Consider the following 11,814-nt stretch of genomic DNA (forward strand, 5'->3'; position numbering starts at 1 on the left):
CCCGCGGCAACCGTGCGAGGGTGAAAGGGGTCCGGCGGTGAGCTACGCAGAGATCAACGGGCTGTCCCTGTACTTCGAGGGCCACGGTTCCGGCCCGGGTGAACCGCTGGTGCTGCTTCATGGCGGCTTCGGGGCCGGCGAGACCTTTGCGCCCGTCCTGCCCGCCCTGGCCGAGCAGCGCCGGGTCGTCCTGGTCGACCTGCAAGGGCATGGACGCACGGCGGACATCGACCGCCCGCTGCGGCCCGAACTGATGGCGGACGACATCGCCGGCCTGATCAAGCACCTCGGTCTGGGGCGGGCCGACGTGATGGGTTACTCCCTGGGCGCCGACGTAGCCCTGCGTACCGCGATCCAGCACCCCGAGCTGGTGCACAGACTGGTGGTGGTATCCACCCCCGCTCGGCGGGACGGCTGGTTCCCGGAGGTGGTGGCCGCGATGGACCGGATGAGCGCGGAAGCTGCCGAGCCGATGAAGCAGGCACCCGTCCATGAGCTCTACGCGCAGCTGGCGCCCCGGCCGCAGGACTGGCCGGTACTGGTCGGCAAGATCGCCGAGTTGAAGAAGCAGGACTACGACTGGACGTCCGAGGTGGCGACCCTCACCGCGCCGACGATGCTGGTCTTCGCCGACGCCGACGCGGTACGACCCGCGCATGCAGTCGAGTTCTACGCCCTCCTCGGCGGCGGCGAACATGACGCCGGCTGGGACGGATCCGATCGCCCGGCAGCCCGACTGGCCATCCTGCCGGGCGCCACGCACTACGACATCCTGCACTCTCCCCTCCTGGCCAGGATGGTCGTTCCGTTTCTGGACGCGCCCGCTTGAGGGAACGAGAGCCGGGTGCAGTGGGCGCGGTCGAAAGTGCGGGCGCCATCCTTCCGGGCGCGCCGCCGGCACCCCGTCCGAAGTATCCGCGCAACTGCACGCGCACCAGGGCACGTTGGTCCCAGTCACCGCCCATGAGCGTGTGCCGCGCTCACCTGCGCGGAGGGTCAAGCGCGGGATGAGCATCCCTTGACCGAAGGTTGACCGCTTGGGTGGCGAGCCCTTGACGGGGCGCGAACTACGTTCCCTGCATGCCTCTACGAACCTCGGTCCTGCCCGTGCTCCCGTACCGCAAGCCGACCCGCGGCCGGGACTACTGGCTGCTGGACGACGTATTGCCGGACCCGGACGCCGTGCGGGAGCGTTGTCTGGCCAGGAACGACTGGACCGAGGGCTACCCTCACAAGCCCGAGAGCTGGCCGGGTCTGCGCACCATGCCGGCGCTCGAACCCGGTGAACTGGCCCATGTCGAGAAGCTGGTGCGAAAGGCGACCGGTGCCCCCAATATCTGGGCCGAACGCCCCGCGGGCGGCGGTACCGTCAACCACAACTGTGTCCAGGTCGTCGGCGGGGGTGAGTGTGAGCCCCGCCCCCACACCGACTCGCGGAACCTCTGCCGGTACGCGGCCGTGCTCTATCTCAACCCACTGGTCCCCAAGGACTGCGGCACCAGCTTCTACCGGCAGTCCCTCCCGGGCGGCACCCTCGGAGGCAACCAGGTGGCTCCTCCGCACAACAACCTGGTCGACGCCCTCGGCACCCGCTTCGTCGCGCCGGATTCCTTCACCGAGGACGTCCGCATCCCGCACCGCGCCAACCGCCTGCTGCTCTACTCCGCCAACCTGATCCACACGGCGACCCGTTACTGGGGCACCACCCTGCAGGAGAAGCGGATGACGGCGGTCTTCTTCTGGATGGCCTGACGCCGCCCGTGGGGCGTGTCAGGCAGTACCAGGGACGCCGCCCCGCAGGATGGCCAAGGGACCTCTGACTCGGATCGCTAGGAGCACACCGACTTGTACGTCTCGGCGTCGTCCTTCCACTCCTGCTGCGCTGCCTGGAACGCATTCTTGTAGACCTCGGCCTGCGAGGTGTCCTGACGGTTGATTGCGGCCTCGAACTGCGACGTCGCATCACTCAACGCACGTGCGTCGTGCGCGAGTCACGGATCGCAGAGGCGACGTCCGAGTCGCCCGCGTCGTTCGCAGCCGCGTCGAGGTTGGCGGCCAGCGGGTCGGGAGCGTCACGGTCGAGGGCTGTCATGAGGGTGAGCGGCGTCGTTGTTGCGACCTGTAGGCGGGGCGACTCCGGCGATCGGGTACGAATCGTGTGGAATGACGGCATAGAGCCGCGAGCGCGCACAAGGAGAGTCGTGCATCTTGCCGTCCCAAGCCGCCAGACGAGGAAGCCGACCCGTTCCGAGGCTTCGCACGACGTACCCGCAGCGCTGCTGCTGGCGCTGACCGGGCTGATCTACAACGACTGGTTGCTGGCGTTCGTGCTGCCCACTGGCCTGGATGCCAGGCACTCGTACGCCAGCGAGCTCTACGCCACCGATCAGCCCTTCCATACGTTGTTCGCCGTCATCGAGCTGATCGCCGCTGCCAGCGTCACTTCGGGTGCCGTGTGGGCACTGCGCCGAGCGTCGGGGCGGTGGTCCGGTGCCGGCTGGTGGTCGTTGATCGCCTTCGGTGCCTTCTCCGTGGCGGATGTACTGTTCCCGATGCGTTGCGCGCCTTCGGTGGAGCGAAGCTGCGAGGTGGTCAATCCGATGCACACGACGGCCAGCGCTCTTGTGCATACGGCCATTTTCGCCTCGATGGTTCTGCTCACCGTCGCTGCGCGCCGCGAGGCCGACCCCGTGCCTGCGATCCGTCGCTGGGGCCCCGTCATCCTGCCGTGCGCCCTGGTTTCCGCGGTCGCCACCGTCGGCCCCTTGTTCGGACGCCCGGGCTGGCACGGCGTGGCGCAACGGGTGCACCTCCTCCTCGTAGGCGCATGGCTGCTGGTGGTGGCCCACGCCTTGCGTACGCGGCACCGCCGAGAGCCGTGCACCGGTTGGTCGCGGCCCGGCCCGGAGTCGCGTCCACGTACACCCACGCACGGCTGAACCGCGCCCACGGCGGAGGAGCCGCCGTGCCCGTCCTGCTGCTCAGGCCGGCGCGTTCGGGGTTTCCCCGGCTCGGCGGCCCCATGCGGAGAGGGTGACTTGCGGGATGTCGATGAACGCCGGGTCCTTCAGCAGGGTGGCGAACTCTGCCAGGTCGGCTTCGGTGAGGAGACCGTCGGCGAGGAGGGTGGGGGCTGCCTGGGTGATGAGGGGGAGCCAGCGGTCCTTGTCGAGTCCGCCCATGCAGCCGGGGTTCGCGGCGAAGGCCACCTCGGTCAGCGCGTTGCGAGCGAGGAGAGAGGGAAGGCCGCGGGCCCAGGTCATGTCGGCGCCGTGCTCTCGGTATGTGCGCTGATAGGCGTCGAGAATGCGCCGGACCAGGGGGAAGGGTGAGGTGTCGGCCGGCAGGTGGTACGGCTCTTCGACGATGAGCCAGCCACCGGGGGAGAGCCAGCGGGTGGCCCGCGCGATCATCTCGTCGCGCTCCGCGAGGTGGCAGAACAGGTAGCGGGCGTGGATGAGGTCGAAGCTGCCGGGTGCGAAGTCCTCGCTGGTGATGTCGGCTTCCTGGACCTCCAGGTTCGCGGCCCGGTGTGTATCGAGGTGGCGGGTGTCGAGATCGGCGGCGACCACGCGTCCGTTCGGGCAGCGGTCGGCAAGCCAATAGGCGATGGAGCCGGCGCCCGCGCCCAGTTCCAGGCAGTTCCAGGAGGCTTCGAGGGAAAGGCCGTCGAGGATGGTGGTAGTGAACGCGTCGACGCTGCGCTGGATGGAATCCAAGCGGTCACGCTCGCGGTCGGCATCATTGCTCAACATGCCGGTGTTGTAAGGGGTGTTGGCAGGCTGCTCCGTCATGGACTTCACGGGATTTACGGGCTTCATGGGCTTCACGGGAATCGCCTATTTCGTGGGGGTGGTCGAGGCATGGCGTGTGCGCGCGTCCGGCGGCAGTTCGAACGAGCGTACGGTGGGGAGTGTGCGGGCGCGGAGGACGGCGAGCAGGAAGTCGGCTTCGCTGCGGAGGCCGTCGTGGGTGGGGCTTTCGGTGGCGAGCGGGTTCGGCTGGGGTGTGGCCGCGGCCGTCTTGGCCCAGAGGGCGGCGTGCAGCCAGCACGCGGTGATCGCCGGCTCGATCTGTTCTTCGGGCAGGGCCTGGGAGGTGACGTGGCGCCGGGCGTGTGCCATCACCTCGGGCGTCACGTAGTCCTTCAGGATGAGTAGGACGTCGCGGATTTCGATGACCTGGCGGTAGAGCCGGAGGTGGATCGCCTGTGGGCCGCCGAGCACCGCGCGGATCCGGGTGTGCGGTCTCTCCAGAGTGACGTGCGGGATGGCCTCGGTGAGGTCGCGCCACAGGGGGTGCAAGCGCCACAGGGCGCTCGCGTTGCGGGCCGCTCGGCGGAGGGTGAGGGCCAGGGGCATGCACACCCCGGCGGTCATCAGCCAGGCCGTGACACCGATGTTGAGCGGGAACAGTGCGCCCAGCCAGGCAGGGCGGGCGAGGAGGAAGGCCAGGACGACGACCCAGAACACGGAGGACGAGGTGAAGCCGGCGGCGAGCAGCAGGAGGCCGGTGCGCAGGGGCCGGTCGTCGCGGGCCCGGCGGCCGTAGCGCATACACAGCACGGCGCAGGGGATGGTGCCGACGAGGTGGGCCGCGACGAGGAGCCACCAGAAGGGGCTGTACCAGGGGACGGCCTCGGTGGTGACGCAGCCGGCGTGCGGCGCGATGGTGTCGTTGAGCACGATCAGGGCGCCGATGGTGAGGACCATCGGTCCGTAGATCAGCCACGGGTGGCGCCGGGACATGGCCGCGAGGACGAAGTCGAGGATGAGGGCCGAGCTGAGAACGCCCCATGCGTTCATGAACAGGCCGCAGCTCTCGGCGAAGGTGAAGGTGCTGTTCAGGGCCGCGGTCACGGGGTCGAGATAGACGGTGATCGACCCGGCGAGCCCGATGACGGCGATCAGCAGCATCTTCTGCTGGTGAGAGCGGCGCGCTGTGGGCCAGCGGAGGACGATGACCAACCACAGCGCCAGCGCGCCCAGGAGCTCGACGCGTTCGCCCAGTGCATAGAGGGAAGACGGGGGCATGGCTCCTACTCGCGGATCCCGAGGGCGGCTTCGAGCGCGCCGCGCACACCTGTCGACGGTGAGGGGGTGAGCATCCCCGCGGCGGCGTGGATCAGGCTGGCAACGAGCTCGGCTTCCTGTTCTTGCTCGGTGGTGTAGTTGGTGCGAGCCAGCAGCCGGCTGATCAACTCGGGGCTGATGCTGGGCAGCAGAGTGCTGAGGGCGCCTTGGTTCTCCTGGTCAGTGATGCCGTGATCGCACAGGATGTGCCCGATCTCATGGAGAATGATGTGTTCCTGGTGGAACTTGGTGGTCTTCTCCTCGACATAGATGTTGTCGCTGACGTCGGTGGCGATCCACAGCCCGCAGGCGTTGATGGCGGAGCCGATCGACACGGTGTGGATCTGGATGGGCCGGCCCCGCCGCACCGACAGCTCGCGGATGAGAGCGTCGACGGAGAAGGGTCTGGGGAGGTCGAGCGCGCTGACGAGCGCCTGGCACCGCTTGCGGACCTGCCGAGTTGTCATGGTGCCGCCTCGCTCCTCGCTCGGACACCGGTAGAAGTAGACGTCGTGTACGTAATGCATAGCCAACTTTCTTGGCTGTCTGCTGATCTGCTCCGGGTGACGGTCGCCGGACGCTGCCGGACCGGCCCCTGCTGGGTAATGCGGGGCGCAGCATGGGGTGTTGATGCCACCTGGAGCCGGTCGATGACTCGGGATCGGGAAGCACGCTGGCAGCCTTCGTCGCGTGGACATGGACCTTTAGGGTCCGTGGTGCGACCGTTCCGGAACCGCGTTGCTTCTCCATCGCCCACCTCCTGATCGCCATACTGCTCGAACGCGTAACGTGAGGCAACTGGGCCTGAAGGAGCCTCTGATCCTCGGGGCAGAGGACTCATGTGAAGCTGACGCGCTATGGCCGACGCTCTATCAGTAGGGAACGAGAGTACGGCCCTTGGCCTGCGCTGATCTCGTCTGGCGCACCGTAAGACGCCTCAGAACCGCCGGGCTGCCTCCTCCGCGTGAGCCATGCGCCGCAGGCTCAGCAGCACCGGTTCGTACAGCACCGTAAGCGCGACGGCCGCCTCGATCTGCCCGGTCGGGGTCGGCTGCTCCTCGACCATGTCCAGGTCGGTGACTGCCAGTTGCACTGCCAGCTGCCCGTACGGCAGCAAGTGCGCGGTGTCGCAGGGGTAGCCGAGCCGGGCCAGCGCGGCGACCGAGTCGATGAGCCGTCGGTGGGCGGGGTTGAGCATGTCCAGGCCGGGACCGGACGACCAGCCCAGCTGCTCCAGCAGCGCCTCCACCGAGCGGCGGGCGGTCTCCACCGCCGGGTCGTCCTCGGCCGGCTCCTCGGGGCAGGGCAGCGCCCGGGTCGCAGCGCCCAGCCGTAGGTAGTGGTCGAGCGACTCGTCCTCCGCGGCAGCGATCACCTCGCGCGCGGCGGCCACCGGAACCCCGCCGATCTGGATCAGCGCCCGCACCAGGCGCAGCCGCCGCAGGTGGTCCTCCCCGTACTCGGCCTGGGTGGCGGAGACCCGGCGCCCGGGCTGGAGCAGCCCTTCGCGCAGGTAGTACTTGATCGTGGCGGTGGACACACCGCTGCGCTCGCTCAGCTCCGCCAGCCGCATGCTCTTGCACCTTCCCTTGAATAGTGGCACTATCCAAGCATGGATAGCGTAGCTATCCAATACGGACGGAGAGTCTCATGGGCGTTGCGCCGATATCCGGGCGACGGGTCACGGCCGCCGCGGAGGGCGACGTGGTCGTCTTCCTCATCGGGATGCGGATCAACCGCTGGCGGGCCGTACGCCACTGGCTGCCGGCCTTGGCTGCGATGCCGCGCATGCTCAAGGAGCTCTCCCGGGACGGCGACAGTGGGTTGCTGGCCCGCCGGGTGCTGAGCGGCGGTCCCCGCGTGTTCACCGTCGCGCAGTACTGGGAGTCGCGCGAGAAGCTGCTCGCCTACGCCTCGGACCCGAGCGGGCAGCATCGCCCCGCGTGGGCGGCGTTCAACCGCCGCGTGCGGGGCAGCAAGGGCAGCGTGGGGATCTGGCACGAGACGTACATCGTCCCGGCCGGTTCGTACGAGTCGGTCTACGTAGACATGCCGCCGGCCGGTCTGGGTGCGGCATGGGGAGTCGAGCCCGTGGGCCGGCGCGGGGAGCGGGCGGCGCAGCGGCTGGCGAGCGGAGCCGCTTAGAGGTGGTCGGAGGGTGCTCCGGCCGAGGGGCGGCACGTGTTTGACGTGACCTGGCCGCAAGCGCCGACACCTGCACGTCGCTGCTCACGTCCGGCTGGAGACGATCCGCCCAGCTCCGAGGCGCCTGATCCACTCGTCGGAAACGGACCCGGACACTCCCGGACGACTTCCGGCCATTGGCCGACGGAGCGGTCCCGGACAGTCATGGGTGCGGTAGGAATGGGGCCGGTCCGCAGAAATCCCCCAACGGGAATCCGTCCGGTTTTCGCGGGCCGGCTGTTTTCCTGACCTCCCGGGCGGAGCCCTGAAGATCCGCGCAAGCCACGGCAGCATCCGTGAAGTCGGGCGACATCTCGTCGAGAGGTTGGGGAGCTTTCGGCACGTCAGGGATCGGCGCGGGGACATGCCCGGAACCGGTGGGGGATGGGGCAACCGCTTCCCGCAGCGCGATCTGCACTGATCGGATCGGCGCCGAATTTCCCCGAGTACACCGACCGAACTGCGCCACTCCGGTGCTGCCGGTTCCTTCGTGGCATCCACCGGCTCATTCCAGTGGTGACGCGGCCATTCCCGCGTCGTCGGAAACGGAGACCCTTGATGGCCTTGATACGAAGACACATCCGTGCCGCCGTGACGGTTGTCGCGACCGCTTTCCTCGCACCCCTGCTGACGGCGAGCCCGGCGCCGGCCTCGCCCGCCCGGCACGCCGACGGCGCCCGTAAGCCCGCGGACTGCCGGCCGGCGCTCCAGATCCTGGCTTCCCTCCCCGGTTCAGGAGGCAGCCAGGTCAAGGGGCTCGGGCCGAGAGCGCTGGCGGTGGGGTCCTCGCGCGGCCTGCCCGTGTACTGGACCGGTACCCGGGTACACCGCGTACCGCTGCCCGCCGGATTCACCGGCGGTGAGGTCGCGGCGGTCAACGCGAAGGGCCTGATGGTCGGTTCTCTGCAGGGCGCGGGCCGTACCGCCGCCTTCAGCTTCCGTGCCGGGGCCCGCACGGTGACCCTGCTGCCGGAGGGGGCTCACGCGGCGGACGTCAACGACCAGGGGCTGATCGTCGGCAACGGCGCCAAGGGGGACGTCCTCATCGGTCTCGAATGGGACGGGGCCCGGATCCACCGCAGACTCGCGCCCCCGGCCGGATACTCGCTCACCTCGGTGACCGCCATCAACAACGCCGGACAGATCGCCGGTTCGGGCGAGGCCGTCAAGGACGACGAATCGTGGTCGGCGGGCGTCACCTGGCCCGCCAGGAAAGGGGCCGCGGCCGTACCGCTCCAGCGTTTCTGGCCCTCGGGAGTGCCCTACGACTTCTGGTACCCCCGGGACATCGACCGCGCCGGACGGATCGTGGGCACCCATGACTACACACGGCTGGACACCCTGACCCCCACCCAGTGGCTCCCGCCGTACACCACCGAAAGCGAAGCGGGCCTGCTCGGGGAGCGCACGAGCGGCACCTTCGAGGCCATCAGCCCCACCACCAACGTGAGTGTGGGCACCGCTCTCGACAGCCACATGGTCGGGCCGTTCCCGCCGGAGACGGCGCCCCCGACACAGGCCCAGATATGGCCGGGAACCGGCCCCATGCTGGCGCTGCCCAGGCTCTCCCAGGAGGGCGACGCCCAGGCGTTCGCCGTCAGCGACGACCAGCGCGTAGGCGGTTCCGCGGTCGACGTCGCGTCGACCCCCCGTGCCGTCGTCTGGACCTGCGCCCTGCGGCAGGCGTACAAGCCCTGACTCACGGTGCCGACCTGAGGTCGTTCCGGCGCCATACGTGACGACTGGGGGCGTCCCGGCGGGTCCCGGCGGGTAGACCGACGCCGGGACGCCCCCGCCGGGCGCCCGGACGCCCCTGGTGCCCGGACGCCCCCGGTCCCGGACGCCCCTGATCCCCGGAGTCGCTAACTCCGTTATACAGGCGCCCAGTTGACCGCTTGGGTCAGAACTTAGGGCACAGGTTCACGTGTACGGCCTCGACGATCTGCGCGGCCTTGACCTTGCCGAACCCCTCGGGGTGGCGGGGTGAGGTGAACCGCAACTCCGCCATTTTCGTCTGCTTCGACTTGTCCTTGGGGAAGTTGTGGATCGTTTGGCACTGGTTGAGCTCGCGGTCGACGGCCTTGTCCTCCCTGCCGTGGACGATGTCCGGGTCGATGCCGGTCAGCGCACGGATGTATCCAAGCTTCGCGGCGACATTCGGCTTGGGAGGGGTGCCTGTGGTGGCTTCGCCGTCCGAATTGGCCTTGGAGGGGGCACTCGGCGTCGGGGTGGCTGTCTTCGCCGCCTTCTTCGGCGCTGCGTTGGTGCTGTTGTCGCTGCTGCACGCGGAGAGGGCGGCGGCCAGGACGAGTGCGGTCAAGGCGGTGGCGGCGGTGCGCTTCACGTTCGAGCTCCTGAGAGGACGACTACTGGCACCGGTGTGACCGCCGAGACCGAGCGATGGTTGTGTGTCGACTCTGTGGGGCGACCGATGAAGGATCCCGGACCACCCCGAGAGGGGTTGCCAGGCTCCGCGCTCTGGGGGTGCATCGGCCCCGCGCCCAGGTCACCGAGGGCGACACCCCGTCAGTTCCGGTTCGATGTTGGCCTGTTCCTCATGACGACTGATGTGAGATCAGCACGATTGGCGGGATTTGTCGTGGATCCGTGACGGCGCCGGGCGGAGTGCAACGGGCGGGGCGAAAAGCTCGTCTGGGTGAACAGCGAGGCGCACCAGGCGCCTTCGTTAACGGGGTGGGTCTCACCATGTGGGGGGAGATCCACGGGAGGGAAGTCCATGACCAGGACGAAGAAGAAGTCCGGGGTGAAGGCGCGGGGCGGCCGTGTGGCCGTGATCGGTGCGCTGGGCCTGGCCTCAGTAACGCTGGCCGCCGCGCCGGCGTTCGCCAAGGGCGGTGTGGACATCACGGCACCGCATTCGGTGCATGTCGGCCAGATCATCACGGTCAAGGCGCACGGCGGCGACGACAGCGCCGGCTACCTGCATCAGCTGTGCCTGGAGGAGAACGGCTTCGGCCAGGGGTGGCACCAGGAGAACTGCAGCGCCGCGGTCAAGGGCGACGCGCGGGTCACTGCACACGGCACGTCCGCACGCCGCGGCAACCTGCAATTCCGTGCGGTGCTGTACGGCCTGACCAGCCCGCACGACCAGAATCCCGTGCGCTTGCACGCCTCTGACGTGGTGACGGTGCACGTGCGCTGATGCCAGCAGCGCGGCTGCGGACAGCCAGCACGAACACTGCCCGCAGCCGCCTGGTGCCGTGCCTCTTTGCAAGGAGATGCAAAGCCGGGCGGGATCAGGGTGTGCCGAGCAGGGCATGTCCGTCCAGGTGCTCTGGTGCTCTGGTGCTCTGGTGCTCTGGTGCCCAGGTGGCGCGCCGGTGCCCCCGACCCCGCGGTCGCGGGCACCGGCACGCGTACGACAAGCTCGCGGTCCGGTACAAGGCCACCGCGCTGGTCGCAGCGATCAGCGAATGGCTATGACCAGCTCGGTCCCTCACGCGAAGTGGGATGCCTCAGCCTTCGTCGAGCACCGTCCGGATCACATGCCGGGCATTCTGCGCCATCGCCGGGTTCGTTCTCCGGTAATACGGCAGCGCGATCAGCGCCTGCGAGAGCGTCCGCCCCCGGCCACGGACCCAGGTTGCGTCGTCCACGCCCAGCGCCTCGCGGAAGACTTCCCTCGCATCGGCCGGCAGCAGATTCCACGCCGGGAACAGATCGCACGCTGGATCACCCACCCCCAGGCATCCGAAGTCGATCACCGAGGTCAGCCTGCCACCGTCCACCAGCAAGTTGCCCGGCATGAGATCGGCATGCAGCCACACCGGCGGGCCGTCCCAGCCCGGGGCCCGCAGCGCCTCCTCCCACACAGCGGCAGCGCCATCACAGTCGACGCCCTCCTGCGGGATCCCGCGCAGGTCCTCGATTGCTGTCCGGGTCGCCGCGTCGAGCGAGGCGACTGGCCCGCCGCGATGGGCTTGCGGCGCGCCGAGCAGGGTGATGCTCCGCATCGCCGCCACGAATTCGGCCAGATCCTCGGCCAGCGGGCCAGGTTCGCTCAGGGCCCCCGCCTCAGGATTCTCTCCCGCGAGCCACCGGTACACCGACCACGGCCACGGATACCCCTCGGCGGGCTGCCCGGCTCCGAGCACCTCGGGGATGGGCGTGGGTAGGTGGGGCGCGAGGCGTGGCAGCCACGTTCGTTCCATCGACACGTCGTTGGCCCCGCCCTTCACCAGCGGAAGCCGTACGACCATGTCGTCGCCCAGCCGGTACATGGCGTTGACCGTGCCGCCGGACGGAAGCCGCCCCACCGCCAACCCCGCCCACTGTGGGAACTGCCCAGCAATCAGCCGCCGTACAAGGGCGTCGTCGATCGGATGCATGCCGGGATGCATGCTGGGATGCGTTTGCCCTGTGCTCATGGCACGCCATCCGACGCCGAACGCCGACGAGCGTCAAACACTTTTCCGGCAGGCCCACCAGCGGCTGCCGTTTCGCAGGGGGTCTGCGAAACGGCAGCCGCGCGTAACCGGACCTGGTGGGGTGCCCTCAGACGGAGGCCATCGGGCGGGCGTCGTCGGGGGTGGCAGTG

At 69.1% G+C, this 11,814-nt stretch carries 14 protein-coding genes; 6 read left to right on the forward strand and 8 right to left on the reverse strand.

What is annotated here, in order from left to right:
- The first annotated feature begins 37 nt into the window (after nt 1-37).
- Nucleotides 38-829, forward strand: coding sequence for an alpha/beta fold hydrolase (locus EST54_RS01445; RefSeq protein WP_129244029.1), 792 nt, complete (start codon nt 38-40; stop codon nt 827-829).
- 251 nt (nt 830-1,080) lie between these two features.
- Nucleotides 1,081-1,752 (forward strand): DUF6445 family protein, encoded by a 672-nt coding sequence (locus EST54_RS01450; protein ID WP_129244032.1) that lies wholly within the window; start codon nt 1,081-1,083, stop codon nt 1,750-1,752.
- A gap of 77 nt (nt 1,753-1,829) precedes the next feature.
- On the opposite strand, the gene EST54_RS33985 is transcribed toward EST54_RS01450, so the two are convergent.
- A complete protein-coding gene (locus EST54_RS33985; protein ID WP_154074005.1) occupies nt 1,830-1,970 on the reverse strand; it encodes a hypothetical protein in 141 nt (46 codons plus the stop codon).
- Complete coding sequence (locus EST54_RS35815; RefSeq protein ID WP_275416135.1) at nt 1,967-2,092, reverse strand: hypothetical protein; 126 nt, start codon at nt 2,090-2,092, stop codon at nt 1,967-1,969. Before EST54_RS35815 ends, EST54_RS33985 begins: the two co-directional genes overlap by 4 nt.
- 109 nt (nt 2,093-2,201) lie before the next feature.
- On the opposite strand from EST54_RS35815, the gene EST54_RS01455 reads away from it, so the two are divergent.
- Nucleotides 2,202-2,939 (forward strand): DUF998 domain-containing protein, encoded by a 738-nt coding sequence (locus EST54_RS01455; protein WP_244942424.1) that lies wholly within the window; start codon nt 2,202-2,204, stop codon nt 2,937-2,939.
- 42 nt (nt 2,940-2,981) lie between these two features.
- On the opposite strand, the gene EST54_RS01460 is transcribed toward EST54_RS01455, so the two are convergent.
- The 4 genes from EST54_RS01460 to EST54_RS01475 form a co-directional block, all read right to left on the reverse strand.
- Nucleotides 2,982-3,794 (reverse strand): class I SAM-dependent methyltransferase, encoded by an 813-nt coding sequence (locus EST54_RS01460; protein ID WP_239013655.1) that lies wholly within the window; start codon nt 3,792-3,794, stop codon nt 2,982-2,984.
- A gap of 45 nt (nt 3,795-3,839) precedes the next feature.
- On the reverse strand, nt 3,840-5,033 hold the full coding sequence (locus tag EST54_RS01465; RefSeq protein ID WP_129244035.1) for an MAB_1171c family putative transporter: 1,194 nt from the start codon (nt 5,031-5,033) through the stop codon (nt 3,840-3,842).
- A gap of 5 nt (nt 5,034-5,038) precedes the next feature.
- On the reverse strand, nt 5,039-5,599 hold the full coding sequence (locus EST54_RS01470; protein ID WP_129244038.1) for an ImmA/IrrE family metallo-endopeptidase: 561 nt from the start codon (nt 5,597-5,599) through the stop codon (nt 5,039-5,041).
- Between the two features lie 410 nt (nt 5,600-6,009).
- A complete protein-coding gene (locus tag EST54_RS01475) occupies nt 6,010-6,645 on the reverse strand; it encodes a MerR family transcriptional regulator (RefSeq protein ID WP_129244041.1) in 636 nt (211 codons plus the stop codon).
- Between the two features lie 77 nt (nt 6,646-6,722).
- Here EST54_RS01475 and EST54_RS01480 point away from each other — a divergent pair, with 77 nt between their 5' ends.
- Nucleotides 6,723-7,217 carry a DUF4188 domain-containing protein gene (locus tag EST54_RS01480; RefSeq protein ID WP_129244044.1) on the forward strand — a complete coding sequence of 165 codons (495 nt, stop codon included), beginning with the start codon at nt 6,723-6,725 and terminating at the stop codon, nt 7,215-7,217.
- Nucleotides 7,218-7,847: 630 nt separating this feature from the next.
- On the forward strand, nt 7,848-8,954 hold the full coding sequence (locus EST54_RS01485; RefSeq protein WP_129244047.1) for a hypothetical protein: 1,107 nt from the start codon (nt 7,848-7,850) through the stop codon (nt 8,952-8,954).
- A gap of 202 nt (nt 8,955-9,156) precedes the next feature.
- Here the strand turns inward: EST54_RS01485 and EST54_RS01490 are convergent, their stop codons facing one another.
- The gene (locus tag EST54_RS01490) at nt 9,157-9,600 is read right to left on the reverse strand and encodes a hypothetical protein (protein ID WP_129244050.1); all 444 of its coding nucleotides are present in this window, start codon (nt 9,598-9,600) and stop codon (nt 9,157-9,159) included.
- A 393-nt stretch (nt 9,601-9,993) separates the two neighbouring features.
- On the opposite strand from EST54_RS01490, the gene EST54_RS01495 reads away from it, so the two are divergent.
- On the forward strand, nt 9,994-10,419 hold the full coding sequence (locus EST54_RS01495) for a hypothetical protein (protein WP_129244053.1): 426 nt from the start codon (nt 9,994-9,996) through the stop codon (nt 10,417-10,419).
- A 313-nt stretch (nt 10,420-10,732) separates the two neighbouring features.
- On the opposite strand, the gene EST54_RS01500 is transcribed toward EST54_RS01495, so the two are convergent.
- Nucleotides 10,733-11,644, reverse strand: coding sequence for an aminoglycoside phosphotransferase family protein (locus EST54_RS01500; RefSeq protein WP_203525504.1), 912 nt, complete (start codon nt 11,642-11,644; stop codon nt 10,733-10,735).
- Nucleotides 11,645-11,814 lie beyond the last annotated feature (170 nt).

This window comes from Streptomyces sioyaensis (genome assembly GCF_004122735.1).
In the GTDB taxonomy this organism is placed as follows: Bacteria; Actinomycetota; Actinomycetes; order Streptomycetales; family Streptomycetaceae; genus Streptomyces; species Streptomyces sioyaensis.

Bases quoted from the DNA above. Each gene is read 5' to 3' on its own strand.
- EST54_RS01450 (WP_129244032.1), top strand. From the start codon at position 1,081: ATGCCTCTACGAACCTCGGTCCTGCCCGTGCTCCCGTACCGCAAGCCG.
- EST54_RS35815 (WP_275416135.1), bottom strand. From the start codon at position 2,092: ATGACAGCCCTCGACCGTGACGCTCCCGACCCGCTGGCCGCCAACCTC.
- EST54_RS01460 (WP_239013655.1), bottom strand. From the start codon at position 3,794: ATGACGGAGCAGCCTGCCAACACCCCTTACAACACCGGCATGTTGAGC.
- EST54_RS01465 (WP_129244035.1), bottom strand. From the start codon at position 5,033: ATGCCCCCGTCTTCCCTCTATGCACTGGGCGAACGCGTCGAGCTCCTG.
- EST54_RS01470 (WP_129244038.1), bottom strand. From the start codon at position 5,599: ATGCATTACGTACACGACGTCTACTTCTACCGGTGTCCGAGCGAGGAG.
- EST54_RS01475 (WP_129244041.1), bottom strand. From the start codon at position 6,645: ATGCGGCTGGCGGAGCTGAGCGAGCGCAGCGGTGTGTCCACCGCCACG.
- EST54_RS01480 (WP_129244044.1), top strand. From the start codon at position 6,723: ATGGGCGTTGCGCCGATATCCGGGCGACGGGTCACGGCCGCCGCGGAG.
- EST54_RS01495 (WP_129244053.1), top strand. From the start codon at position 9,994: ATGACCAGGACGAAGAAGAAGTCCGGGGTGAAGGCGCGGGGCGGCCGT.
- EST54_RS01500 (WP_203525504.1), bottom strand. From the start codon at position 11,644: ATGAGCACAGGGCAAACGCATCCCAGCATGCATCCCGGCATGCATCCG.